Origin of the sequence: Pseudomonas sp. 7SR1 (assembly GCF_900156465.1) — a bacterium.
Taxonomy (GTDB): domain Bacteria; phylum Pseudomonadota; class Gammaproteobacteria; order Pseudomonadales; family Pseudomonadaceae; genus Aquipseudomonas.
In genome coordinates this window covers 4025980-4051823 of the sequence record NZ_LT707064.1, presented here as the reverse complement: position 1 = coordinate 4051823, position 25844 = coordinate 4025980, and the positions used below count along the sequence as shown (strand labels likewise).

The window sequence follows — 25844 nt, the reverse complement described above, 5'->3', positions numbered from 1 at the left end:
GGGGTCCGCCCCGCTCCCGCTACAGTCGAAAGTGCTGCTGCAAGGTCCGGCAAAGCAGGCTCACCGCCTCATCGGCGTGTGACGCCTGGGAGCGCATGAACACCACCTCATGCTCCGGTATCACCGCCAGGTCGTCGAGGATCTGCATGCGCGCCGTCACCCGCGCCCGGTCGATCAGGCTGATGGCCAACCCGGCCTCCACGCAGGCCTTCACGGCCTGGTTGGAGGGACTTTCCAGCACGATGCGCACCCTGCGGCCGCTTTGCCTGAGGCCCTGCATCATGGCTTGCCGATAGGGACATTGCGGCGCATGCACCGCCAGCGGAAGCGGGTCCAGGGAGCTGGCCGCCAGGTTGACCGGCGCGACCCAGACCGGCGTGGTGCTCACCAGGACCTGCGCCTGAGGGCCGGGCTGGCCTTTCGGCTGGGCGATCACCGCCGCCTGGAGCTTGCCACGCAGCACCTGGTCCCGCAGCGCGTAGCTTGGCGCCGTCTTGAGCTCCAGCACCACGTTGGGCCATGCGGTGGAAAAAGTCGGAAGGATGTCGCGGATGACATGCTCGGCGTATTCGTCCGGTACGCCGAAGGTGACGCGCCCGGCCAGGTGGGTACCGTGCAGATCCGCCAGCACCCGGTCATGGATACTCAGCAGCTCACTCGTGGACAGGAGCAGGCGCTTGCCCAGTGCGGTGAGGGAAACGGACTGGTTGTCACGGTTCAACAAACGCCCCCCGGCCACCGTCTCGAGGCGCTGGATGTGCACACTTACCGCCGCCGGGCTTTTGTGGAGCTGCTCGGCCGCCGCGCTGAACTTTCCGATTCGCGCGACGCAATGGAAGGTGCGTATCAGCTCGATATCGAGAATGGCGGACATGATTCAATCCTCCTGAATCACTGCTGCAGGATATTTTGATTTATTAGATTACGCCGCTTTCGTAGCCTGTGGTCATGAACCCTGATAAATCGATGTCTTGCGAGGCCCTGCCCAGACCTGACTGGCGCCAGGCAATTCCACTTCCGATCCTGGAGGCCGGCTTGCTGCTGGCCTGGAGCTCCGGATTCATCGGCGCGCGGTTCTCGGTGGACTACGCACCGGCCCTGCTGGTGGTGTTCTGGCGCTGCGTACTGGTCACGCTCCTGCTGTTTCCCTTCGCCCTTCCGGCGTTGCGACAGGCACCCGTTGCGGTGCTGCTGAAAAACGCAGGCATCGGCCTGCTGGCCATGGCGGGGTACCTGGCCGGTATCACCCAGGGGATCGCCCTAGGCGTGCCCGCCGGCCTTGCCGCGCTGTTCGCCGACCTGCTGCCGATAGGGCTGGCGCTGTTGAGCGCTGGCGTGCTCGGGCGGCGCCTGGCCTGGCCGATCTGGATCGGATTGATGGTCGGACTGGCCGGAGTCGCCTTGGTGACCCAGAGCGCGATGACCTGGGGCGATGCTCCTGCGTGGGCATATGCCTTGCCGTTGCTGGGCATGCTGTCGCTGGCGATCGCGACACTGTGGCAGAAGGCCCTGGCCCCTCGCGAGCAGTTGGGCCTGCTGCCCAATCTCTGGCTGCAATGCGCGGTCTCCGGGCTTGCCTTCGGCATCCTCGAGGGGACGCAGGGCAGCCTGGCGCCGATCCCCAGCGTCGGGTTCGCCCTCAGCGTGGCATGGACAGCCGGGTTGTCGACGATCGGAGGGTATGGGCTCTATTGGCTGTGCCTGCGTCGCGCATCCGCCACCCGGATCACCAGCCTGCTTTACCTCAGCCCTCCCATTACGATGCTGTGGGCCTGGGCCATGTTCGACGAGCCGCTGTCGTGGCAAATGGCAGCAGGCCTGGCGGCTTCAGGGCTGGGCATCTGGATGGTGGTGCGCACGGAGGCCGCCACGCGGACGTCGTGACGCCTCGCCTGACGCACCTGCGCTACGCCGGCGCGGGATACGTCAGTTTCAGCCCCTGTACCCGCGCAGCGGGATTCAATACCGCTTTGTTCGACTTGTTCCGGTCCATGATGTGAATGACGTCGACGCCACGGACCAACAGATAATCGGCGATGATCCTGCGATGACATCGCCACCAGACCGCTTCGGCGCACATGATGGCGCAGCAGTGGTTTTCACTGAGTGCCAGGAGGCGCTGGAGCCCCTCCTCGAACGCCTCCGACAGCGCGTAGTCCGCGTAGTTATGAAAGCTGCGGTTGTCCCAGAACCCATTGGTTTGCTCGGGGATGGTCCTGGATTTCTTCCGCAGGCCTCCAAGCGCCAGGATCCGCTCATGGCGCAGGCCGTACCCCGCCAGCTGTCCGGGCAGCGTATCGAGGTTGTAGTGGGGGTTCGTCCGTGAGCGGGGAACCGTCCTGACATCGACAAGCGTATCGACCTGGAAGCCTTCGAGCATCTCGACGAATTGCTCGAGGGTCCGGGTCGAATGACCGATGGTGTAGACGACTTGGCTCATGGACGGCCCTCGACTCGTGCGATCACCGGGCGCCGGCTCCGGTATTTTCGCCATATTTCTCCAGCAGTTTCAACGTCACGCCATTGGTCCAACCGAAGCCGTCCTGCAGCTCGTATTCACCTCCGCCGCCACCCTGCCCGGCTCCCGACACGTCGTATTTTTCCACCAGTTTGTCTTCGGCGTCATAGAGCTTGCGGACCTGCTGCAGGAATCGCTGGCCGATCTGCCCGGCCAGCGCGGTCTGCCGGTAACGGTCCAGCCCTTGCACCGCCACCCATTGCAGCGGTGCCCAACCATTGGGCTCGTCCCACTGCTGCCCATTGTCGACCTGGGTCGTGGCGATGCCGCCGGGACGCAACAGCCCCTTGCGCACGGCCTCCCCGGTACGATGGCCGCGCTCGGCGCCAGCCAGGCCCGTGTACAGGGGGAACAGTGTCGCGGCAGTGAGGTCCGGCCGCTGACGGTTTTCCTGCCAGTCGTAGTCCACGTAGTAACCCGCCGCTTCATTCCACAGGTGTTTTTCGATGGCTCGCTGGCGCTGCTCGGCGCGCTGGCCATAGGCCTGGACGCACGGTGCGTTTCGCGTGGTTTCACAGGCCTTGGCGATGGTGCGTTCCAGGTGGTAGAGCAGACTGTTCAGGTCCACCGGCACGATGGAGGTGGTGCGGATGCTGGCCAGGTCCTTGCCGTCGCCCAGCCAGCGGGAACTGAAATCCCAGCCGCTTTCGGCGCCCGCCCGCAAGTCGCGCCACACCTCTACCCGAGGCCTGTCGGGCGCTTGTGCGGCGGTCTTGACGTCCTGCAGCCAGGATTCCTGGCGTGGCGTCGGGCTGGCGTCCCAGTAGCGATTGAGCACACTGCCGTCGGCGAGCTTGACCACATGGCGGGCGGCCGTGCCGGGCTTGAGCGTCTGGCTGTCCTGCATCCAGTACGCATATTCCTTTTGCAGTTGAGGAAGGTATCGGCCATAGGCCTGGCTTCCTTCGATATGGGCCTGCAACTCCACCATGTAGGCAAAGAACGGCGGCTGTGACCGGCTCAGGTAGTAGGTACGGTTGCCATTGGGAATGTGGCCATAGGTGTCGATCATGTAGGCAAAGTTGTCGGTCATGTGGCGAACCTGGGCCTTGTCGCCACTTTGTTCCAACCCCAGCATGGTGAAGTAGGAGTCCCAGTAGTACATCTCGCGAAAGCGCCCGCCCGGGACCACATAGGGTTCCGGCAAGGGCAGCAGGCTGCTGTATGGCGGCACTTGCCGATACGTTCGGCTGAGCACCGGCCAGAGCTTGTCGATGTGTTCCTTGATGGGCGCCCCGGGCTTGGGCGCCGGGCTCAGGGCTTCGCCAGACTCGATGAAGTTGTCCTCGACGAAAGCCTTCAGGTCGAAGCCGGCGGCGTCGCGACGGGCCAGGTAATCGGCGCGGATCGTCGCCGGATCACGCTTGGGCAGTGCGTCCACGAAGTGCTTCTGGTCGGTGAAGATCGCGCCACGCTGCACTGCCTCGAACAGTTCGGGATAGGCCTGGTCGGGCGTCTGGGTGACGCGATCCCGGGCATCCATGTAGCTCCAGGTCGCAGCGGGTTGGCTTGAGCAGGCCGCGCAGAGCACGGCAGTGAAGCAAAGGCTGGTAAAGGGCAAAGGTCGCATCGGCGGCTCCATGAGTTGTCGTTCCTGACCCAACGAATGACAGGGCTCTTGCGGGCACGGTTCATTTAAAGGAACGTGGGGAGGGTCGAATGGCGGTCGCGCTTTGACAGGTGGCCCTCAAGCAGGCGCCCGCCCAGCCGATAACAATCGAGTAGAAGGACTCCAAGCCTTGCCGGGCTCTGCTGGTCGTATAGGTAATCATCGATGGTCTTGCCGCTTAACCGTTTACTGATGCTTGGCGTCCTGATGCTCATGGCCGTCGGCGCACTCTCGCCGAACGCCGCGGCAGAGGCTCCGCTGCGTATCGTCACGGAGGAGCTGCCGCCCTACAACATGACCCAGGATGGCCGGGTGACCGGCATGAGCACCGAGGTGGTCCAGGCGGTGCTCAAGGAAATCGGCGTGGAGGCGCCAATCCATGTCATGCCCTGGGCACGGGCCTACGAGCTGGCGCTCAACGAAGGCAATGTCCTGATCTATTCCATCTCCCGCACGCCGGCCCGCGAGCCGCTGTTCCACTGGGTGGGCGCCATTGCACCGACCCGCTGGTTCCTGTATTCGCTGGCCGAGCGGCCGGTGAAGCTCAGTTCCCTGGACGATGCCCGTCATTACCAGATCGCCACCGTCAACCAGGACGTCGGCGAGCAATACCTCATCGCGAAGGGATTCCGCATTGGCGAGCAACTGCAGTCGAGTACCAAGTACGAGCATAACTACCGCAAGCTCAAGGTCGATCACGTGGAAATGTGGATTTCCAACGAGCTCAACGCACAATACCTGGCCCGCCAGAATGGCGAGGACCCGGCCAAGGTGCTGATTCGTTCGCTGCCGATTCCCGACCTCAGCAGCGAGGAAGGCCTGAGCATGGCGTTCAGCCGCAAGACACCGGCCGAGACGGTGGAGAAATTCCGCGCGGGCCTGGAGGCGATCCAGCGCAACGGCGTCTACGATGCCATCTTGCGCAAATGGCTGTGACATGGCGCGCAATTCAGAGACATCGTCCGCGAAACAGCCACGTATCAAGGCATTCAGCTCGCTAGGCCGTCGGCTGGTACTGGCGACGCTGCTGTTCTGCCTGCTTTTCACCCTGGCGATGGTCACCTTGCGGACCTGGCTGGCGTGGGAAAACAACCTGGCGGAAATGAACTCCGAACTGGTACTGATCGACCAGGTGTTCCAGAACACGCTGGCCCATGCCATCTGGGAAATGGATCGCGAATCGCTGGGCAAGCAACTGGCCAGCGTCGCGAAGGCCGCGCCGGTGGGCCGATTGCTGCTCACTATCCCACGTCCCGGCCAGCCCCCTGAAATCATCGAACTCAACCGATACGCCAACGTGGCCCCGGGGCCTGCGCCTGTGTTGCGTCGCGAGCTCGTCGCGCAGCCCTATGCCGGGGCGAACGAAAAAGTCGGCGAGCTGATCATCGAAGGCGACAGCAACCTGTTGTGGGAGCGCCTCTGGGGCGAGGCCCGCAGCATCGTCATCACCCAGCTTGTCCAGTCGCTGCTGCTGGCCGGCTTGGTCATGACCATGTTCAATCGCCTGGTGACCGTGCATGTGGTCCATATCGCCCGGCACCTGGGCCAGCTCACGCCCGATACCCTCAAACGGCACTTCAAGCTGCAGCGCTCGGTACGGCGCCAGGACGAGTTGAGCCTGCTGGAGTCCCAGGTCAATGAATTGCAGGACAACCTCCACGCCCACCTGGAACGCCAGCGCCTGGATGAACTGGCCATGGCAGCCAGCCGCGACCAGTTGGCCGAGCTGGTCGAGGCACGTACCGCGGAACTGAAGGCAGCCAACCAGTCCCTCGAAGCGTTGTCACGCCACGACGCATTGACGGGACTGCCCAACCGCCGCTACTTCGACGAACTGAAGGAAATCGAATTTCGCCGCGCGCTGCGCCACGGCACGCCGCTGGCGGTGCTGATGTGCGATGTAGATTTCTTCAAGACCTACAACGACACCTACGGCCATATCAAGGGCGACGAGTGTCTGCAGCAGATCGCCGAAACCCTGCGCAGTGTCTTCGGGCGCTCGGGGGAACTGACCGCCCGGGTTGGCGGCGAAGAGTTCGTCGTGGTACTGCCCAACGTCGACGCCAGCCAGGCTTACGAGGCGGCCCAACGGGTCCGCGCGCACCTGGCCGAACGCCAATTGCCCCACAGCGGCTCGACGGTGTCGCCCTTCGTCACCCTGAGCATCGGTGTGGCCGAACTGGATCCTCGCACCATGAATCACTTCGACCTGTTGCTGCAATGCGCCGACCAGGCGTTGTACCGAGCCAAACACCAGGGACGCAATTGCGTCGCCTTCTGACACCCGTGAGGCCTATATGCACCGTCGTCTGCCGCTCTGCCTGTCGTTGTTGCTGGCCCTGGCCTGCCTGGAAAGCCGTGGTGCGGGGATCGAAGTGGTCACCGAGGATTCACTCTACGCATACCCCCGCGAAGGCAAGCTGGTCGGGCCGGGCACCCGCGTCGTCGAGGAAACCCTGAACAAGGCCGGCCTGACCGATCACCGCATCCTGCTGTATCCCTGGGCCCGGGCCTACGAGAAAGCCCTGCACGAGCCCAACGTGCTGATCTATCCCATGGATCGTACCCCCTTGCGTGAATCGCTGTTCAAATGGGTCGGGGAGCTGGAGCGAGTCACGATCAAGCTCTACAAGCTGCGCGAGCGCCACGACATCGTCCTGGCCAGCCTCGAGGATGCCAAGCGCTACAGCGTGGGCGTGGTGCGTAACGACTCCAAGCAACTGCTGCTGCAGCAGGCAGGCTTCACCCGGCTGGTGGTCTCGGGCGATCGTCGCGACAACTTTCAGAAACTGCTCAACCATCAAGTCCAGCTGATCCCGATGCCCGAGAAGGCTGCGCGAGTGATCTGCGAAGACGAGCATGTGGATTTCGCCATCCTGCAAGAGGTGTTTTCGATCGACGACCGCCCCGCCCGGGTGTCCATGGCCTTCAGCCTGAGCACGCCGGACGAGATCGTCGCCAGGGCGCGACAGGCCTTCGAGCAATTGGAGGCTGCGGGAGAAGTGGCGCGGATCATGCGGGAAGAACGCTAGGCTCTGTCCGGAAAGCCTTGAGACTCGATGATGCGGCGTGAAAGCGCCGAGCAAGCGCCGTTGCCCGACTGACAATGGGCACTGCCCAGGCTTTTTTTCGTATCAGGCCGAGCCTGAAAAGGGCCCTGTGAAGGGCTTCCCAGCCGGCGACGGGACTCGCCCACGGGCAGCTCGGCGATGGATTGTGCTGCATGAAATCCGACGGTTTTCCCGATCAAGTGGATTCATCTCTGCTAGGCTGGCCGGCTCGCAGGTAACGCCAAGGCGCGAAAAGTAAGGGAGGCTTAACGGACATGATTGTCGGCATTGACCTGGGCACCACCCATAGCCTGATTGCGGCATGGCGCGATGGCGCTGCGCAACTGGTGCCCAATGCCCTCGGCGAGTGGCTGACCCCCAGTGTGGTGGGCCTGGACGATGAAGGCCGGATGATGGTCGGTCGCGCGGCACTGGAACGCTTGCAGACCCATCCGCAAGTGACCACCGCTCTCTTCAAGCGCTACATGGGCAGCGCCCGACTCACCGCCCTTGGCAATCGTCAGTTCCGCGCCGAGGAGCTTTCGGCCATGGTGCTGCGCAGCCTGCGCGAGGATGCCGAACGGCACTTCGGCGAGCCGGTGGAGGAAGCCGTCATCAGCGTCCCGGCCTACTTCAACGACGCCCAGCGCAAAGCCACGCGCATCGCCGGCGAACTGGCCGGCTTCAAGGTCGAGCGACTGGTCAACGAACCCACGGCGGCGGCGCTCGCCTATGGCCTGCATCAACGCGACAACGCCAGCACCTTCCTGGTCTTCGACCTTGGCGGCGGGACCTTCGACGTGTCCATCCTGGAGCTGTTCGAAGGCGTGATGGAAGTCCGGGCCAGCGCCGGCGACAACTACCTTGGCGGGGAAGATTTCGACACGCTGCTGCTCCAGGCCTTCGTGAGCGCCCAGGGCAAATCGGCTGCCGGCCCTGTCCCCCTTGGCGATGCGCAACTGTTCAGTCGCCTGCATCGGGAAGCCGAACGGGTGCGCAGGGCCCTCGGGCATGAGCCCAGCGCCACGTTCTCGGTGCGCCAGGGCGACCGCGAGTGGCATCAGCCATACACCCAGGCGGAAATGGCCGGGCTCTATGCGCCGCTGTTCGCCCGGCTGCGCGCCCCCATCGAAACGGCCCTGCGCGATGCCCGGATCCGCGCCAGCGAGCTGGACGAGGTGCTGCTGGTGGGCGGCACCACCCGCATGCCCCTGGTGCGAAAACTGGTCGCCAGCCTGTTCGGCCGCTTTCCGTCGATCCAACTCAACCCCGACGAAGCCGTGGCGCTCGGCGCCGCCGTGCAAGCGGGCCTGAAAAGCCGTGACGCGGCGCTCGAAGAAGTGGTGCTCACGGATGTCTGCCCCTACTCCATGGGCATCGAGATATCGGTCGACTACGGTGGCAAGCTCGAGTCGGGCCATTACCTGCCGATCATCGAACGCAATTGCGTGGTCCCCGTGAGCCGGGTCAAACGCGTGGTGACCCTGCGCGACCAGCAGAAGATGGTTCTGCTGAAGGTCTACCAGGGCGAGAGCCGCCAGGTCAGCGAAAACATCCTGCTCGGCGAGCTGGAAATCCCCGTGCCCCCCATGCCCGCCGGTGAGGTGAGCATCGACGTGCGCTTCACCTACGACACCAACGGCCTGCTGGAAGCCGATGCGCAGACCGTCCAGACCGGGGAGCGGCACAAACTGGTGATCACCAACAACACCGGCCTGCTGGACGAAGCCGACATCGCCCGTCGGCTCGAAGCGCTGGCGGCGCTGAAGGTCCATCCGCGTGACGAGCAGCCCAATACCGTGCTGATCGCCCGCCTCGAACGCCTCTACCAGGAAAGCCGCGGTGACCTTCGCCAGCGGGTCGACGACCTGGCCACGCGTTTTGCCCAGGTGCTCGAAACCCAGGAACTGCACGACATCCGCGCCCTGCGAATGCAGATTTCCGAACAGCTCGACACCTTGGAACGGGACGTCTGGCGATGAGTTGCTGGGTGGTCCTGGATCTGCCGGAGGATGCCGACAAGCGCAGCATCAAGCGCCAGTATGCCAGCCTGCTCAAGCGACACCGGCCCGACGAAGACCCCGAGGGCTTCCAGCGACTGCGCGAGGCTTATGAGCAGGCGATGGCATGGGCCGATTGGCAGCGTGAGGAGCCCGCCGACACCTCGCTGCCCGAGCCCATCGAGTCGCCTCGGGTGCAACAACCGTCCCCTCGGCAGACGGATGACGGGGCTTGCCCGGCCGAAGGCCTGGCGGCGCAATGCCTGGAAGGAATCAGCGCGACCAACCTCGCCGACCGCGTGGCCCAGGCACGCCTGCTTGGATGCGAAGCGGCGTTCGAACAAGGCCTGCTGCTGCGCTGCCTGCCAGACGACCGCTACGAACTGGCCGAGGCGGCCATCGAGCAATTGCACTGGCTCACCCCTTGGCAACATGAAGGCTTGCCGCGAACCACCCTCGAACACCTGCGCAACACCCTCATGGAGCAGGCCTCGTCGCGCCTGACCGAGGCCCGGCAGGATAGCGGGCGATTCCTCGAACTGGCCCGCAAGCTGGCCGCAAGCCCCTGGCTGCAAACCCTGGATGCGCGCCAGTGGCTGAACCAGAGCCTGGCCCTGGTGCTGCTACAGTCGCCGAACTGGTCGCAGAGGCTGTTCGAAAGCATTTGCACGCAACAGGGCTGGACCCGCAGCGGTCATCATAACGCCTGCCCCGAGCCCTGGTGGAGCCAACTGCTGGCTCGCAGCGACTGTGCCATGTTCGTGCAGGAACAGACCCGCCTCACCCAGTTCTATGACAGCAGCGAATCCCAGGCAGCGCGCATGCTGTTCGGCACCCTCGACGAAGACGCCCGGGTGCGCCTGAGCATCACCTTCAGCGCCGCCGACTGGGATGCCTGCGAGGCGTTGTATCGCACCGTGCAGCTTCGCTATCCGCAGTTGCTGTACCAGATGCCGCAGTTGGCCCCGGACAACTGGCGCGCGCTGCGTCGTCGGCCGCCGGCCATGGCGGTGCCCCTGGCCATCGTCGGCGCTTCGGCCAGCATGAGCTGGCTGCTGGAGTATCGCCTCGGCGGGACGTTCTACATCAGCGTCATCGACATGTTCCTGCGCGCGCTGTTTCTCGGCGCCGCTGCATGGGGGCTCAACGCGGCATGCAAGACCCTGAGCCGGGCATGGCGCCTCGATCAATGGCTCCATGACCGCTACGGGCGCTGGCTGAGCCTGCGACGCCCCACCCCGCTGCCGATACGCGAAAGCCTCTGGGTCGGACTGCTGGGCGGCGTCATCTACCTGGCGGGTGGACTTGCCGGAGCGGTTGCCTACTTCGGCATCCTCGCCACGCTGGCGATCCTGAGCCGAGGCAATCTGACCAAACGCGCCGCCGCCCTGTATTCCCGAGTCTATGAGCGCTTGCCGGACGATGTCCTTGTCGGCCTCTCGCTGGGCATCCTCATCCCGCTGCTCCTGCTGGGCAATACCCTCGCGGGCAATGCGCCGCTCGCCCCGAACGAGGGGCTCCAGGCCTGGCCACAGCGAACCTGCGCCGCACGCCAATCCACCTCGACGCCCTGCCCGACCGAATTGTCCGCGCAGCAGTGGCATGTACCCACGTCCTCCCAGGCAGGAAAGCCATGATCAGTAATCGAGCCTTCGCGATTGCTGTGATTGCACTGCTGGGCCTGACCTGGCTGGTGCTGCAGCTGGACCCTCGCAAGCACATCGACCCGCAGACCCGCTCGCGCTGGCAGCAAGTGCAGCAGATCAACACCTGCCTGTTGAATGGCGCGGAGCTCCTGGAGCGACGCTACGCCGAATACCGTGACCTGGTCGCTTCATCGACGCAGCACGATGCCTACCGACATTTCTTTGCCGGCTTCGGCATGGGCTCCGGTGAAATCGTCCCCGGCAACGATGCACCGCCATCGCCCTGTTACCGATGGCTCGGCGCAGGAACACCGGAAGGCCTGCAAGCGCTAGCCAGAAACTACGTCACGGCCTACGACCAACTGCGTCCGGACGCCGAGGCCGTCGAGCGCTGGCTGGCGCAGCGGCCGATGGATCGGGATCCCCTCGAACTGGCCCGGCTTGAACAAGCCCTGAGCGCGCGCCTGCAAGAAGCACGCACCCGGGCGATCCCTTTGCGCCAGGCGTTCGAGCAGCCGCAACTGGAGGCGCGACAGCAGCAACTGGCCTCCATCGAGCAACGCCTGGGGCATGACCAGCATTGGTATACGCTGCGCTTCATGATCGATGCCCGCCAGACCATGGATGCCCTCGATGCCATGACCACCGGCGCGGCGCTGACGCCCCGTCAGTTGCTCGACCTGCATCAGTCATTGATGACCCGTTGGGCGGACGCAGAGACCTTCATCCAGGCACTGCCCCGCTTGCGCTCGGCAGATGGCAACCTGCCCGTGTGGAGCGTCATCAGCTCGCAGGCCTGGGAATGGTTGACGTACCTCGAACGCCTGCAACAGCACTGGGCCGCCGGGGCGGACGCCGCGCAACTGAACCAGGACCTCGCCGCTGCACGGGCAGGTTACGACGAGTTGCAACGGCGCTACAACGCCGTGGTCGTGCGCCAGTATTGATGAGCTTCTGCACGGTGGAACGAGCCATCGTCACGTTGCGCCTTGCTGATACTCGCGCGGTGTGCAGCCGAACTCCCGACGAAACACCGTGTGCAGGTATTGCGCCGACTTGAAGCCGCACTGACGGGCGATGTCGGCAATCGGCGAATCGGTTTTCTCCAGTCCGCTGGCAGCGGCGGCCAGTTTGAAGCGCAGGATTTCGTCGTGCACGCTGCATCCGCGCACCTTGCGAAAATGCGCTTCCAGGGATGAGCGGGACACACCGACATAGGCCGCCACCTGGGCAGTCTTGATGCCCTGGCAGGCGTATTGGCGGATAAACAGCAAGGCCTGCATGACGTAAGGGTTGCCCAGGGGTTGATGCAGGCTCGACGCCTGGACATTGATCGCATCCGGCGGGATCAACACCTGAGTGCCCGTGGAGGGCATGCCGTGCAACATCTGGTGGAGCAGGCGCGCGGCAGTGCGGCCCATGGTCTCGGTGCCTTGAATGACCGAGCTGAGGGGCACCCGGGTCAGGCTGCGGGTCAGCGGGTCGTTATCGATGCCGATCAGCGCCACCTGTTCCGGCACAGCGATGCCAGCGGTCAGGCAGGCTTGCAGCAACTGCCGTGCCCGCGCATCGCTGACGGCAATGATACCGATGGGTTTGGGCAGGCTTTGCAGCCAGGCGATCTGCTGTTCCACCGCGCTGTCCCAGAGCGGCGCGCTGGTGCCCATGCCGCGATATACCTCCACATGCAAGCCGTCGCGCTGCAGCAGCGAGCGAAAGGCTCTTTCACGCTCCTGCGCCCAGCGATTGGCTTGCGCCACGGGCAGGCTGAAACAGGCAAAGCGTGTCAGTCCGGCCTCGATCAGATGCTCGTAGGCCAGCTTCATCAACGCAAAATTATCCGTGGCGACATAGGGAATGCCCTTGGGATAGGCACGCTCATCCTCATAGGAGCCCCCCACCGCCACCACGGGCAGGCGGATCCCGGCCAACGCCTCGCCGATCAGTGGGTCGTCGAAGTCGGCGATGATCCCGTCGCCCTGCCAGCGCTCGATGCCTTTCAAGCGACAGAGGAAATCCTCTTCCAGGAACAGGTCCCAGGACGCGCGGGTGCTGCTCAGGTAATTGCCGATGCCGCTGATGATGCCGCGGTCGTAGATCTTGCTGCCGTTGAAAAGCAGTGCAATGCGGTGGACGGGAGGGACGGTTTTCATTGTTGTGGTCCTGGGCCGGTCGACGTCGAGGCGGTTGCCACAGACTAGTACTCAAAATCGAACCATGCATTGGTGATTTTCATAATCAGCGGCCGGCGGGCCGTTGCTAGTATCGGGACACCGCCAAGAACAACAAGGAAACCTGCAAATGCCCTACTTTCCCGTTGTCGACAAGATTCGCTACGAAGGGCCTGCCAGCGACTCGCCCCTTGCCTTTCGCCACTACGACGCCAACAAACTCGTGCTCGGCAAGCCCATGCGCGAGCACCTGCGCATGGCGGTCTGCTATTGGCACTCCTTTGTCTGGCCCGGTTCTGACGTATTCGGCGCCGGCACCTTCAAGCGCCCTTGGCACCAGCCCGGGGACCCCATGGCAGTGGCCATCGGCAAGGCCGAGGCGGCCTTCGAATTCTTCTCCAAGCTGGGTGTCGACTACTACTGCTTCCACGACACCGATGTCGCTGCGGAAGGCAACTCGTTGAAGGACTATCGCAACCACTTCGCACAGATGATCGACCACTTGGAACGCCACCAGGAGCAGACCGGGGTCAAGCTGTTGTGGGGCACGGCCAATTGCTTCAGCAACCCGCGTTTCGCCGCGGGCGCCGCCACCAACCCGGACCCGGAAGTGTTCGCCTGTGCCGCCGCCCAGGTGTGCAGCGCGATGAACGCCACCCAGCGTCTCAAGGGCGAAAACTACGTCCTGTGGGGCGGTCGCGAGGGTTATGAAACCCTGCTCAACACCGACCTGAAGCGCGAGCGCGAGCAACTGGGCCGGTTCATGGCCATGGTGGTGGAGCACAAGCACAGGATCGGTTTCAAGGGCGACCTGCTGATCGAACCCAAGCCCCAGGAACCGACCAAGCATCAATACGACTACGACAGCGCCACGGTCTTCGGCTTCTTGCAGCAGTTCGGCCTTGAGAAGGAAATCAAGGTCAACATCGAGGCCAACCATGCGACCCTGGCCGGCCACAGCTTCCATCACGAGATCGCCACGGCCGTTTCACTGGGAATATTCGGCAGCATCGATGCCAACCGGGGCGATCCGCAGAACGGCTGGGACACCGACCAGTTCCCCAACAGCGTCGAGGAAATGACCCTGGCGATCTACGAGATCCTCAAGGCCGGTGGCTTCGGCAATGGCGGCTTCAACTTCGACGCCAAGGTGCGTCGCCAGAGCGTGGACGAACTCGACCTGTTCCATGGCCACGTCACCGCCATGGACGTGCTCGCCGTGTCCCTGGAGCGTGCAGCGGCCATGGTGCGCAACGATCGGCTCCAGCAGTTCAAGGACCAGCGCTATGCCGGCTGGCAGCAACCTTTCGGGCAAGCGGTGCTGGCGGGGGAATTCAGCCTCGCCGCCCTGGCCGAACATGCATTTGCCCACGAACTGAACCCGCAGGCGGTCAGCGGTCGCCAGGAGATGCTCGAAAACCTGGTCAATCGGTTCATCTATCCCTGACGGCCAGGAGAGCCGACGGGCGCCGCGAGGCTGTTACATTCTCGCGACAAATCTCCGCTCGCCGCGCCCCGAGACTCTCTACAGTTCTACCGGCACCACGTTCACCGTCAGGCAGTGTCTTTCAAAAAACAATAAAAGGACGCACCCATGAAAACAGTCAAACGCACCTTGCTCGCCGGCGCCCTGGCCCTGCTGTCGCTTCCGGTCATGGCCGACGCCACCCACCCGAAGATCGGTTTCTCCATCGATGACCTGCGCCTGGAACGCTGGTCGCGGGACCGGGACTACTTCGTCGCCGCAGCGGAAAAACTCGATGCCAAGGTCTATGTACAGTCGGCCGATGCCAACGAGCAGAAGCAGATTTCACAGATCGAAAACCTCATCTCCCGTGGCGTCGATGTGATCGTCATCGTGCCGTTCAACGCCACCGTGCTGACCAACGCCGTCGCCGAGGCCAAGAAGGCCGGGATCAAGGTGGTGTCCTATGACCGGCTGATCCTCAACGCCGATATCGACGCCTACATTTCCTTCGATAACGAAAAGGTCGGAGAGATGCAGGCCAGCGGCGTGCTGAAAGCGGCCCCCAAGGGCAACTACTTCCTGCTCGGCGGCGCGCCCACCGACAACAACGCCAAGGTCCTGCGCGAGGGCCAGATGAAGGTGCTGCAACCGGCCATCGACAAGGGCGACATCAAGATAGTCGGCCAGCAATGGGTCAAGGAATGGAACCCCACCGAAGCCCTGAGCATCGTTGAAAACGCCCTGACCCGGAACAACAACAGGATCGATGGCATCGTCGCTTCCAACGACGCCACCGCCGGCGGCGCCATCCAGGCCCTGGCCGCGCAGAAGCTGGCTGGCAAGGTGCCGATCTCCGGGCAGGACGCCGACCTGGCGGCGGTCAAGCGGGTGATCGACGGCACCCAGACCATGACCGTCTACAAGCCCCTGAAGCTGATCGCCTCCGAAGCCGCCAAGCTCTCGGTGCAACTGGCACGCAACGAGAAACCCAACTTCAGTTCGCAATACGACAACGGCAGCAAGAAAGTCGACACCATCCTGCTCACGCCAACGCCGCTGACCAAGGACAACATCGACCTGCTGGAAAAGGACGGGTTCTATACCAAGGCGCAGATCGCCGGGCAGTGACCTGGATGCACATCCCGGGTTAAGCAAAGTCCCTGTGGAAGCGAGCTTGCTCGCTCCCACAGGGGCCTGACTGACACCAGAAATTCTTGCCCCCTGCGTCTGTGTGAGCCCTTTTTCACGAGCCTTCACCATGTCCGACTACCTGTTGCAAATGAATGGCATCGTCAAGACTTTCGGCGGTGTCAAAGCGCTGAACGGTATCGATATCAAGGTCAGGCCCGGCGAATGCGTCGGCCTGTGCGGCGAGAACGGTGCCGGCAAATCCACGTTGATGAAGGTCCTGTCGGCGGTCTATCCCCATGGCACCTGGGACGGCGAAATCCTCTGGGATGGCCAGCCGCTCAAGGCCCAATCGATCAGCGAGACCGAAGCCGCCGGCATCGTCATCATCCACCAGGAACTGACCCTGGTGCCCGACCTGTCGGTGGCCGAGAACATCTTCATGGGCCATGAGCTGACGCTGCCCGGCGGACGCATGAACTACCCGGCGATGATCCACCGCGCCGAAGCCCTGATGCGCGAACTCAAGGTGCCGGACATGAACGTCTCGCTGCCCGTCTCCCAGTATGGCGGCGGCTACCAGCAACTGGTGGAAATCGCCAAGGCCCTGAACAAACAGGCGCGCCTGCTGATCCTCGACGAACCGTCATCGGCCCTGACCCGCTCGGAAATCGAAGTGTTGCTGGACATCATCCGTGGCCTCAAGGCCAAGGGCGTCGCTTGCGTCTACATCTCCCACAAGCTCGATGAAGTCGCAGCCGTCTGCGACACCATTTCGGTGATCCGCGATGGCAAACACATCGCCACTACCGCAATGGCGGACATGGACATCCCCAGCATCATCGCCCAGATGGTGGGACGGGAAATGAACAACCTCTACCCCACCGAACCCCATGACATCGGCGACGTGATATTCGAGGCTCGCCACGTCACCTGCTACGACGTCGACAACCCCAGGCGCAAGCGGGTCGACAACATCTCCTTCGTGCTCAAGCGCGGGGAGATCCTTGGCATCGCAGGCCTGGTGGGGGCCGGCCGCACGGAACTGGTGTCGGCGCTGTTCGGCGCCTACCCCGGGCGCTACGAAGGCGAAGTCTGGCTGGACGGCAAGCCGATCGACACGCGCACGCCCCTGAAATCGATCCGCGCCGGCCTGTGCATGGTCCCCGAGGACCGCAAGCGCCAGGGCATCATCCCGGACCTGGGCGTTGGCCAGAACATCACCCTGGCCGTGCTGGAGAACTATTCGAAGATGACCCGCATCGACGCCGAAGCGGAGCTGGGCTGCATCGACAGGGAGATCTCGCGCATGCATCTCAAGACCGCCAGCCCGTTCCTGCCGATCACCAGCCTATCCGGCGGCAACCAGCAGAAGGCCGTGCTGGCGAAGATGCTCCTGACCAGACCCCGCGTGCTGATTCTCGACGAGCCCACCCGGGGCGTGGACGTCGGCGCCAAGTACGAGATCTACAAACTGATGGGCGCCCTGGCGGCCGAAGGCGTGTCGATCATCATGGTGTCGTCGGAACTGGCCGAAGTGCTGGGGGTTTCCGACCGCGTGCTGGTAATCGGCGACGGCCAATTGCGGGGGGATTTCATCAACCAGGGCCTGACCCAGGAACAGGTGCTCGCCGCTGCGCTCAGCCATCCCGATGGCCATGACAATAACGATCGGAAGTCTGCGTAGATGAATCAGGTCAAACAACTTTTCAGCCGCTACAAAATGCTCGCGCTGGTGATCGCCGTGGCGGTCATCTGGCTGTTTTTCAGCTGGCAGACCGATGGCGGGTTCCTGACCCCGCGCAACCTGTCCAACCTGCTGCGGCAGATGTCCATCACCGGAATCCTCGCCTGCGGCATGGTGCTGGTGATCATCAGTGGCGAGATCGACCTGTCGGTGGGCTCGTTGCTCGGCTTGCTGGGAGGACTGGCGGCGATCCTGGACGTGGTCTATCACATCCCGCTGCTGGCGAACCTGAGCCTGGTCGCCTTGTGCGGCCTGATGATCGGCCTGGGCAACGGCTACATGACGGCCTACCTGCGCATCCCCTCGTTCATCGTCGGCCTGGGCGGCATGCTGGCCTTTCGCGGCATTCTGCTGGGCGTCACCGGCGGCACCACCATCGCCCCGGTGTCGCCGGAACTGGTCTACGTCGGCCAGGGATATCTGCCCCACACCGTAGGCACGGGCCTGGGTGTGCTGCTGTTCGCCCTGACGCTGTTCCTGACCTGGAAACAACGCCGCAACCGCGCCCTCCATGGCCTGGCCGCCCATTCACGGGTGCGTGACGTGCTGCGCGTGGTGCTGATCGGCGTGGTGCTGGCCGGGTTCGTCTACACCCTGAACAGCTACGACGGCATTCCTGTGCCGGTACTGCTTTTGCTGATTCTGCTGGGGGTGTTCAGCTACGTCACCAGCCAGACCGTATTCGGTCGCCGGGTCTACTCGGTGGGCAGCAACATGGAAGCCACGCGCCTGTCCGGCATCAATGTGCAGGCAGTGAAGCTGTGGATCTTCGGCATCATGGGGGTGATGTGCGCCCTCGCCGGCGTGGTCAACACCGCGCGCCTGGCGGCGGGCTCGCCCTCGGCCGGCAACATGGGCGAACTCGACGCCATCGCCGCCTGCTTCATCGGTGGCACCTCCATGCGCGGCGGCTCCGGCACCGTCTACGGAGCCCTGCTCGGCGCGCTGGTCATCACCAGCCTGGACAACGGCATGTCCATGCTCGATGTCGACAGCTACTGGCAGATGATCGTCAAGGGCAGCATCCTGGTGCTGGCGGTGTGGGTGGATGTGAGTACGCGGGTGGGGCGGCGTTGAGTTCGCAGTGACGTTGATCGGCTCGATCGGCACCGCAACGGCATCGACCTGGGATCAAGGGTGCGGACGGCGCAAGGAAGACGCAGGCTCGTGCAGGCAGTTGAATCACGAAAACGGGCGCCCCAAAGTCGCCCGTTCAGTTAGCTCAACATGATTCAAGGAGCCTCTATTTGGCCGGGATATAGAAATACCCTTTCACCATGGCCTTCCCTTCCTTGGGATCGCGTACCCGGATCATCTCGGCCGCATATTCCTGCGTATATTCTATGAAGTACTCTTTGCCCGACTCGACCGGCAGGTTCAGGAATACGTTCCTGGGATGCGGACGCGGCCCCGCCGATACCTTGTACAGGCCCGGACTCACCTGTACCCAGGAATAGGTCTTGTTATTGAGTCCCACCACGGCACTGTCGTCGATGCTGAACACGCTGTCATAAAAACTGCCTTGCAGGACCTGAGTCCGCATCAGGTACACCAATGCCTTGCCTGGTGGCAGTGGCGGCGGTTCGAAATAGGGCTGATTGGAGCTGGTGTGAGCGCAGCCGGCCAAGACGAGCATGAGCAACAGGGCCGCGATACTTTTGAATGAACTCATTGGTCTTGACCTAATAGTTGGTTGATTACCAGCGCCATCTTCTGCTCGAGCGGAGCGACCTTGGTTGGATCGAGACCGCCTTGGCCTGTCAGATGATAATGCCCAAAACCGATCTGCTGCCCGCCCTTGAAGAGCCGGGCACTGGCATCGGATAGATAGGGAGAAACGCCCCAGGATCGAATGGCGGTGTAAGTGAGACGGTACTCACAACGCTGCGGAACGGCCTGACCGCGTATTTCCCGATGACGCCCCTGCTCGCCGCCATCCGAAAAATGCATTCCATGCCACCACTGACCCACCAAGGCGCCACTCACCACTTTATCAAGCCTTGCAAGCTCAACCCTTCGGGTTCATAGCGGGCCAACCCCAGGGTCACCGTCTTGCCCCGCCTCTTCGGACGGGCTCGGTGAGGCAAGGAGGCGGTCGCGGCACACACTCAGGATTTCGTCGGCCAGCGGCGAATCGTCCGGACAGGCTCGCGACATGACCATTGCGCCGATGACATGCGCCAGCGTGCTGAGGGACTCGGCTCGCACCTGCGCGGGGTCAGCTTCGCTCGACTCCCCTGCCTCATGGCTGAGCGCGTCCAACAGGCTTTCGATGCCCGCCGCGAAGGTGGCCCGGACAGCCTCTGGTTGACGCGCGGCATCCCCGCCCAGCGCCGCCATGGTGCAACCGGTGGCACGGGCGTCGCGATGCTGGCGCGACAGGTAATACCGAACGAAATCCTGGATGTTGATGCCGTCGCTCAGCGCAACGGTCTGTGCGATACCGCAGGCCGCCGACTCCGCCATCAGGTCGGCCTTGGAGTTGAATTGCTTGTAGAAACCGCCGTGGGTAAAGCCGGCCGCCGCCATCAGGTCAGCGACGCCAACGCCGTCGTAGCCGCGTTCACGAAACAGCGTGGACGCCGTCTCGACAACCCGCGCCCGGTTGGCCTGTGCCTGTGCTTTAGAGACTTTCATAACGCATCCAGGTGGATATCTGCCTGCTGGGGAAGCCTCACTATACATTGATGTCGATCATCATCAAAGATTTGACAATTTAGATTATGATCGTAATCATAAAGCCTTTCCCCATCCTGGAATCTGAAAGGAATGTCCGGAAAAACGCTTTTCGAACCCGGCCACGCTTTATGGCGGCGGCGCCGCGGGCTACACCGATTACCCAACCCTCGCCGGCTGAGGCGAGCCCTCCCTGCCTGACCGACTCTCCCGTAAAGGAAAGACTCATGACCACGCTTCCAACCGTCTTCATCACCGGCGCTTCCACCGGCATCGGCGCGACTTACGCAGAACGTTTCGCCCGCCGCGGCCACGACCTGGTGCTGGCCGCACGCGACAAGGCCCGCCTGGACACCCTGGCGCAACGCCTGCGGGCGGACCACGGTGTCGCCGTCGAGGTGCTGCAAGCGGACTTGACCGAATCCGCCGACCTGGCCGCGCTTGAGACTCGTCTGCGCGATGACGCTCGCATCGGCGTGCTGATCAACAACGCCGGCATGGCCCAGTCAGGCGGCTTCGTGCAGCAGTCTTCCGACGCCATCGAACGCCTGATCACTCTCAACGTCACCGCTCTGACCCGGCTGGCCTGCGCAGTCGCCCCGCGCTTTGCGCAGGCTGGCAGCGGCGCGATCGTGAACATCGGCTCGGTGGTGGGTTTTGCGCCCGAGTTCGGCATGTCGGTCTATGGCGCCACCAAGGCCTTCGTGCTGTTCCTCTCCCAGGGGCTGGACCATGAACTGTCGTCCAAGGGTGTCTATGTGCAGGCGGTGCTACCGGCATCGACTCGCACGGAGATCTGGGAACGCGCCGGCATCGACATCAACATCCTTGCGCAAGTGATGGAGGTGGGTGAACTGGTGGATGCGGCCCTGGTCGGCTTCGATCGTCGCGAACGGGTCACCATTCCCCCCCTGCATGTCGCCGAACGCTGGGACGCCCTGGATGGCGCGCGCCAGGGACTCATGTCGGACATCCGCCAGGCCCACGCGGCCGAGCGCTACCAGCCTCAAGCCTGAGGTTCTGCCGATGTGGATACCGTGCGGTGGCGACAGTCCTGTCGTCGCCGCATCGTCGCATCGAAGCCCCGCCAAGCCCAACCTGCCCCGACCAGGATAAAGGAATGAAAGCACTCACCTTCAAACGCTACGGCAGATCGCCCGACATCGGGTTTGCCGAAGTCCCACGCCCCACGCTCAAGCCGGACGAACTGTTGGTCGAGGTTCATGCCGCCGCCTTGAACCCCATCGACAACATGATCATGACCGGCCTGTTCAAGCCGGTGCTCAAGCTCCAGCTACCGGCCGTCATCGGCAGCGACCTGGCCGGGGTCGTCGTGGAGGTGGGCAGCCGCGTGACACGTTTCAAGGTCGGTGACGCCATCTTCGCCAGCCTGTTCGACCGGGGTACCGGGTCACTGGCCGAATTGGCCGCGGTACCCCAGGACGTGGCGGCGCCCAAACCGGCCAACCTGGATTTCGTCCAGGCAGCGTCGATACCCATGGTCGGCCTCACCTCATGGCAAGCCCTGAAGGAACGTGCCCATCTGCAGGCGGGGCAGAACGTCTTCATCCCCGCAGGTTCGGGTGGCATCGGCAGCTTTGCGATCCAGCTGGCCAAACACTTCGGCGCCAAGGTGGCCACCACCACCAGCACGGCAAATGTCCAATGGGTCAGCGACCTGGGGGCCGACGAAGTGCTGGACTATAAACAGCTAGCGTTCGAGACGGTGCTGCGCGGCTACGACAGTGTCCTGGGCACGCTCAGAGGCGACACGATTGAAAAGTCCCTCGAGGTACTCAAGCCGGGAGGCAGGATCGTTTCTCTCGTCGGCCCCCTGGACAAGGCATTCGCCCGCGCCCGCGGGCTCAATTTCTTCCTGGCCTTCGTATTCGGCCTCATGAGCCGCCGCATCATGGGCCTGGCGAAAAAGAAGGGCGTCAGCTATTCGTTTCTTTTCGTCCGTCCCGATGGCGCTCAGCTCGAGGAGATCGGCGGATTGCTCGAGTCGGAGCGCATTCGTCCGGTGATCGACAAGGTCTTTGCCTTCGAACGCGCGACAGAGGCACTGCAATACCTGGCGCAGGGCCGCGCCAAGGGCAAGGTCGTGGTTCAGCTCAAATGAAACCGCCATGGCCTTGGTCTCTCAGCTTTGTGACCATTGACAATATTGGTCACAAGACTAAAACTGGCCTCCCGTCGATCCTGGCCGGCATATGGATCGGTGCGATCCGACGGGCGCCGAATCAGTAATGACGAGGGTCAAATGATCAATTCCAAAGGTCGCAAGCGAATAGTAGTCACGGGAACCGGTATCGTCGGCCCGCTGGGGTGTGGCGTCGAAGAAGTGTGGCGTCGTCTGCTTGACGGGCGCTCGGGCATCCGCAGGCTTCCAGACGAAATGGTCGAGGGCACGGGAATCGCGGTAGGCGGCCAGGTGCCGACGCTGGAAGAAGATGCCGTTGCCGGTTATGCGCCTGACCGGATCATCGCGGCGAAAGAACGCAAGAAGATGGATCGCTTCATCGAATTCGCAATGGTCGCCGCCCATGAAGCACTGGAGCAGGCAGGCTGGCACCCAGCGCAAGCGCACCAGCAAGAGCGCACGGCCACCATCATCGCCTCGGGCGTCGGAGGTTTCGGCGCGATCGCCGAGGCCATTCGCATCACCGACAGCCGCGGCCCTCGCCGGCTGTCCCCGTTCACGGCCCCCTCCTTCCTCGCGAACATGGCGGCAGGCAACGTGTCGATCCAGAACGGTTTCAAGGGCCCTCTCGGTGCTCCGGTGACGGCCTGCGCCGCCGGCGTCCAGGCCATCGGCGACGCAGCCCGCCTCATCGCCAGCGGTGAAGCGGACATCGCCATCTGCGGCGGTACGGAAGCCGCGATGGATCGGGTGACCCTGGGTTGCTTCGCCGCCGCCCGGGCACTGTCCACGCACCCGGCCGAGGCTCCTGAAACCGCCTCGCGCCCGTTCGATCGCGACCGCGATGGTTTTGTCATGGCAGAAGGCGCCGGGCTGCTGGTCATCGAGTCGCTGGAACATGCCCTCGCCCGGGGCGCGACACCCTTGGCGGAACTGGTGGGCTATGGCACCAGCGCCGACGCCTATCACCTCACCGCCGGCCCCGAGGATGGCAACGGTGCAAGACGGGCCATGGAGCAAGCCTTGCGCCAGGCCGATGTGAGCGCAAGCGAAGTCCAGCATATCAACGCCCATGCCACGTCGACCCAGGTGGGCGACAAGGGCGAGCTGGCCGCGATCAGGTCGGTGTTCGGCACCGGCTCAGGCGTGGCGATCACTTCCACGAAATCCGCCACCGGTCACCTGCTTGGCGCCGCCGGAGGCATCGAAGCGATCTTCACGGTATTGGCGCTACGCGACCAGGTCGTGCCACCCACCCTGAACCTGGTCAGCCCCGACGAGGCTGCCGAAGGGCTGGACCTGGTTGGCCTCGATGCGCGGAAAATGCCCCTGACCTATGCCTTGTCCAATGGCTTTGGATTCGGCGGGGTGAATGCCAGCGTATTGTTCCGCCGCTGGGAAGCCACACCATGATGGCCGAACCGCGAACGCCTTCGCTGCAACCAGTCGAGGGCGGGACTGCGGGAACCCTCGTCGCGGCTTCCGCCCCCGGGCAGCCGATACTGAGCGCCAGGATCGTGGTGCTGCTGGCCGGCCTTGCCGCCATCAGCATCCTGTCCACCAACATCATCCTCCCGGCCTTTGCCGACATCGGGCAGGAACTCGGCGTGCCGACCCGGGCGCTGGGCCTGACCCTCTCCAGTTTCTTCATCACCTTCGCCTTGGCCCAACTCATCGTCGGGCCGCTGGCGGATCGGTACGGACGCAAGAAACTGGTACTGGGCGGTTTGTCCCTGTTCGTGGCGGGCACGGCTGTCGCGGGTTTCGCCACCACCCTGGAAACGCTCCTGCTCGGGCGTATTATCCAGGCCCTGGGCGTTTGTGCGGCGGCGGTGCTTTCCCGTGCCATCGCCCGCGATCTGTTCGAAGGCGAGAACCTGGCCCGGGCCTTGTCGCTGACGATGATCGCCACGGCAGCCGCGCCAGGGTTCTCGCCGCTGATCGGTAGCCTGCTGACCTCGACGCTGGGCTGGCGGGCGATCTTCGCCCTGGTCGCTCTGGCGGCCATCGCCATTGCGATCTTCTATGCCCGTGGCCTGGGGGAGAAACACCCGCCCGAGCGCCGGGCCCCGCATTCGCCGCTGAGTGTCCTGCGGGCCTATGGCGGCTTGCTGCGCGACCGCCGGTTCGTGCTTCCCGCCGTGTCGGTGAGCCTGTTGATGAGCGGGCTGTTCGCCTCGTTCGGCGCCGCCCCGGCGATCCTGATGAGCGGGATCGGCCTGACATCCCTGGAAGCCGGGCTGTACTTCGCGGCCACTGTGTTCGTCGTGTTCGCGGCGGGCATGGCGGCCCCGCACCTGGCTCGACGCTACGGCAGCCGGAAGATCACAGCCCTGGGCTTCGCCACGGCCCTGGCGGGCGGACTGGTGCTCATCGTCGGTCCCGCCGATCCGGGCCTGGCCTGGTATTCCCTGTCGATGGTGATTTTCCTGTGGGGCATGGGCCTCGCCAACCCTCTGGGAACAGCCATCACCCTGAACCCTTTCGGTAAAGAGGCCGGGCTGGCGTCAGCGCTGCTTGGCTTCCTGACCATGGGGGCGTCGGCGGTAACCACCTGGCTGGGGTCCGCATCGGACTTCGCCCCCGTCACCACCCTGGGTGTCACACAGGCCAGCGTCTGCCTGGTGGCGATCATCCTGTTTCTCTTCACCCATCGCACCTGAGCGGCAATCACCGCTCACCCGTGCCCTTGCTCGAAAAAGAACGATACGGATGACGTTCGGCCTCCTCGAGCAAGGCGGGTGGATTGTGCGGGGAACTCGAGCGCTGGAATCCCCACGCTCGACTTGCCGGATAAAAATCCTGGGTTCTGTAAGAAAAGCCTTGAGACGAAGGTCAGGCGAGGCTGTTTTCAACGCAACATGAGCGAGTATCAAGGCCTCTCGTACAGAGCCTAGATAAAGACCGCCACGGTCTGGCGTGCCCAAAGCACCCTGCGGCCGCTCTCGTCCCAGATTTCCATGTCTTGCAGGGAATAACCTTCCAGGGCCTGTCGGCTGAAGGCATTGATCAGGAACCAACGGCCAGCGGTCGCAGGCTGGGGCAAGTCGATCATCCATGACGCGGAACTGATGGCAGCCGGCTCGGTGAAGCAGGTCATGGCCGCAGGTGGCAGGCTGTCAGCCAATGCAATCAAGGCGACAGCCGGATCCACGCCTTGCGCATCCAGGTGGCGCACCCACATCAGCAACTCGGGATGGTCGGCTCCGGTCATCGGAAGGGAGCCTCCCGCCGGGCGCATTTCGAAATTGAAGGCACATGCCGGGGCAATCTGCCTGTCCAGATGCAACACCGGGTATCGGGTTGGCCCCGCGACGGCCGGGCGTCCCCATGCCTCATGGACGATCCGGCTGGTGCGGGGCAAGGCGAACGACAGCGTTGTACGCAGCGCCAGGTCATTACCCGACATGCAATCCACCGCGACCGAGGTCATCGAGCGACCACGGCGCAAGACGCTGGTGTTGAATGTCTGGGCATCCGTCACCGGGCCGATGAAGGAAACCTGCGCCGATTTGAAGGGCGGCAGGTCCGCGCCGGTCTCGAGCAACACTGTCTGCAACGACAAGGCCGCGGACAAACCGCCGAAGACCGTTCGGCCCTGGCGCCAGTTGTCCGCTGCCACAAACGGTGCAGCGGGATCGAACCGCTGGATGACCCCGGCCAACGAACTCATGCGGATCTCCTCTTT

23 protein-coding genes are annotated in these 25844 nt (G+C 63.7%); 15 read left to right on the top strand and 8 right to left on the bottom strand.

Features of this window, described 5'->3' with window-relative positions; all coding sequences use genetic code 11:
- Nucleotides 1-19: 19 nt before the first annotated feature.
- The gene (locus BW992_RS18620) at nt 20-874 is read right to left on the bottom strand and encodes a LysR family transcriptional regulator (RefSeq protein ID WP_072396482.1); all 855 of its coding nucleotides are present in this window, start codon (nt 872-874) and stop codon (nt 20-22) included.
- A 74-nt stretch (nt 875-948) separates the two neighbouring features.
- Between BW992_RS18620 and BW992_RS18615 the strand changes: the two genes are divergently transcribed.
- Entirely contained in the window at nt 949-1884 is a 936-nt protein-coding gene (locus BW992_RS18615) for a DMT family transporter (RefSeq protein WP_072431497.1), read from the top strand.
- A 22-nt stretch (nt 1885-1906) separates the two neighbouring features.
- On the opposite strand, the gene BW992_RS18610 is transcribed toward BW992_RS18615, so the two are convergent.
- Both BW992_RS18610 and treA read right to left on the bottom strand, forming a co-directional pair.
- A complete protein-coding gene (locus BW992_RS18610; RefSeq protein ID WP_072396708.1) occupies nt 1907-2440 on the bottom strand; it encodes a DUF488 domain-containing protein in 534 nt (177 codons plus the stop codon).
- A 22-nt stretch (nt 2441-2462) separates the two neighbouring features.
- Entirely contained in the window at nt 2463-4088 is a 1626-nt protein-coding gene (treA, locus tag BW992_RS18605) for an alpha,alpha-trehalase TreA (protein ID WP_076407358.1), read from the bottom strand.
- A 204-nt stretch (nt 4089-4292) separates the two neighbouring features.
- Between treA and BW992_RS18600 the strand changes: the two genes are divergently transcribed.
- The 6 genes from BW992_RS18600 (at nt 4293) to BW992_RS18575 (ending at nt 11770) form a co-directional block, all read left to right on the top strand.
- Nucleotides 4293-5063: a substrate-binding periplasmic protein gene (locus BW992_RS18600; protein WP_076406887.1), complete on the top strand. Its 771-nt coding sequence runs from the start codon at nt 4293-4295 to the stop codon at nt 5061-5063.
- Between the two features lies 1 nt (nt 5064).
- Entirely contained in the window at nt 5065-6408 is a 1344-nt protein-coding gene (locus BW992_RS18595; RefSeq protein ID WP_072396475.1) for a GGDEF domain-containing protein, read from the top strand.
- Nucleotides 6409-6424: 16 nt separating this feature from the next.
- Nucleotides 6425-7159, top strand: coding sequence for a substrate-binding periplasmic protein (locus BW992_RS18590; protein ID WP_072396473.1), 735 nt, complete (start codon nt 6425-6427; stop codon nt 7157-7159).
- Between the two features lie 293 nt (nt 7160-7452).
- On the top strand, nt 7453-9159 hold the full coding sequence (locus BW992_RS18585; protein WP_072396471.1) for a molecular chaperone HscC: 1707 nt from the start codon (nt 7453-7455) through the stop codon (nt 9157-9159).
- Nucleotides 9156-10814: a J domain-containing protein gene (locus BW992_RS18580; RefSeq protein ID WP_076406886.1), complete on the top strand. Its 1659-nt coding sequence runs from the start codon at nt 9156-9158 to the stop codon at nt 10812-10814. The genes BW992_RS18585 and BW992_RS18580 overlap by 4 nt, the downstream gene beginning before the upstream one ends.
- Nucleotides 10811-11770: a DUF3829 domain-containing protein gene (locus BW992_RS18575; RefSeq protein WP_072396467.1), complete on the top strand. Its 960-nt coding sequence runs from the start codon at nt 10811-10813 to the stop codon at nt 11768-11770. The genes BW992_RS18580 and BW992_RS18575 overlap by 4 nt, the downstream gene beginning before the upstream one ends.
- Before the next feature lie 30 nt (nt 11771-11800).
- On the opposite strand, the gene BW992_RS18570 is transcribed toward BW992_RS18575, so the two are convergent.
- A complete protein-coding gene (locus tag BW992_RS18570; protein WP_072431493.1) occupies nt 11801-12976 on the bottom strand; it encodes a XylR family transcriptional regulator in 1176 nt (391 codons plus the stop codon).
- A 148-nt stretch (nt 12977-13124) separates the two neighbouring features.
- Between BW992_RS18570 and xylA the strand changes: the two genes are divergently transcribed.
- The 4 genes from xylA to BW992_RS18550 all read left to right on the top strand — a co-directional run bounded on the left by xylA (nt 13125) and on the right by BW992_RS18550 (nt 18414).
- A complete protein-coding gene (gene xylA / locus BW992_RS18565; RefSeq protein ID WP_076406885.1) occupies nt 13125-14441 on the top strand; it encodes a xylose isomerase in 1317 nt (438 codons plus the stop codon).
- Nucleotides 14442-14588: 147 nt separating this feature from the next.
- The gene (gene xylF, locus BW992_RS18560) at nt 14589-15590 is read left to right on the top strand and encodes a D-xylose ABC transporter substrate-binding protein (protein ID WP_072396461.1); all 1002 of its coding nucleotides are present in this window, start codon (nt 14589-14591) and stop codon (nt 15588-15590) included.
- A gap of 130 nt (nt 15591-15720) precedes the next feature.
- Nucleotides 15721-17277, top strand: a complete 1557-nt coding sequence (xylG, locus tag BW992_RS18555) for a D-xylose ABC transporter ATP-binding protein (protein WP_072396458.1) — start codon at nt 15721-15723, stop codon at nt 17275-17277.
- A complete protein-coding gene (locus BW992_RS18550; RefSeq protein ID WP_072396456.1) occupies nt 17278-18414 on the top strand; it encodes a sugar ABC transporter permease in 1137 nt (378 codons plus the stop codon).
- A gap of 166 nt (nt 18415-18580) precedes the next feature.
- Here the strand turns inward: BW992_RS18550 and BW992_RS18545 are convergent, their stop codons facing one another.
- The 3 genes from BW992_RS18545 to BW992_RS18535 form a co-directional block, all read right to left on the bottom strand.
- Complete coding sequence (locus BW992_RS18545; protein ID WP_072431491.1) at nt 18581-19009, bottom strand: DUF2846 domain-containing protein; 429 nt, start codon at nt 19007-19009, stop codon at nt 18581-18583.
- Nucleotides 19006-19287: a hypothetical protein gene (locus BW992_RS18540; protein WP_231991065.1), complete on the bottom strand. Its 282-nt coding sequence runs from the start codon at nt 19285-19287 to the stop codon at nt 19006-19008. Before BW992_RS18540 ends, BW992_RS18545 begins: the two co-directional genes overlap by 4 nt.
- Before the next feature lie 72 nt (nt 19288-19359).
- Entirely contained in the window at nt 19360-19974 is a 615-nt protein-coding gene (locus tag BW992_RS18535) for a TetR/AcrR family transcriptional regulator (protein ID WP_076406884.1), read from the bottom strand.
- Nucleotides 19975-20240: 266 nt separating this feature from the next.
- On the opposite strand from BW992_RS18535, the gene BW992_RS18525 reads away from it, so the two are divergent.
- From BW992_RS18525 to BW992_RS18510, 4 genes are all read left to right on the top strand, one after another.
- Nucleotides 20241-21029, top strand: coding sequence for an SDR family NAD(P)-dependent oxidoreductase (locus BW992_RS18525; protein WP_072396447.1), 789 nt, complete (start codon nt 20241-20243; stop codon nt 21027-21029).
- Between the two features lie 104 nt (nt 21030-21133).
- On the top strand, nt 21134-22135 hold the full coding sequence (locus BW992_RS18520) for an NADP-dependent oxidoreductase (protein WP_072396445.1): 1002 nt from the start codon (nt 21134-21136) through the stop codon (nt 22133-22135).
- A gap of 141 nt (nt 22136-22276) precedes the next feature.
- Nucleotides 22277-23569 carry a beta-ketoacyl-ACP synthase II gene (gene fabF / locus BW992_RS18515; protein ID WP_072396442.1) on the top strand — a complete coding sequence of 431 codons (1293 nt, stop codon included), beginning with the start codon at nt 22277-22279 and terminating at the stop codon, nt 23567-23569.
- On the top strand, nt 23569-24819 hold the full coding sequence (locus BW992_RS18510) for a multidrug effflux MFS transporter (RefSeq protein ID WP_083714637.1): 1251 nt from the start codon (nt 23569-23571) through the stop codon (nt 24817-24819). The genes fabF and BW992_RS18510 overlap by 1 nt, the downstream gene beginning before the upstream one ends.
- Nucleotides 24820-25049: 230 nt before the next feature.
- Here BW992_RS18510 and BW992_RS18505 read toward each other — a convergent pair whose 3' ends face one another.
- Entirely contained in the window at nt 25050-25829 is a 780-nt protein-coding gene (locus BW992_RS18505; protein ID WP_072458994.1) for a thioesterase family protein, read from the bottom strand.
- Nucleotides 25830-25844 lie beyond the last annotated feature (15 nt).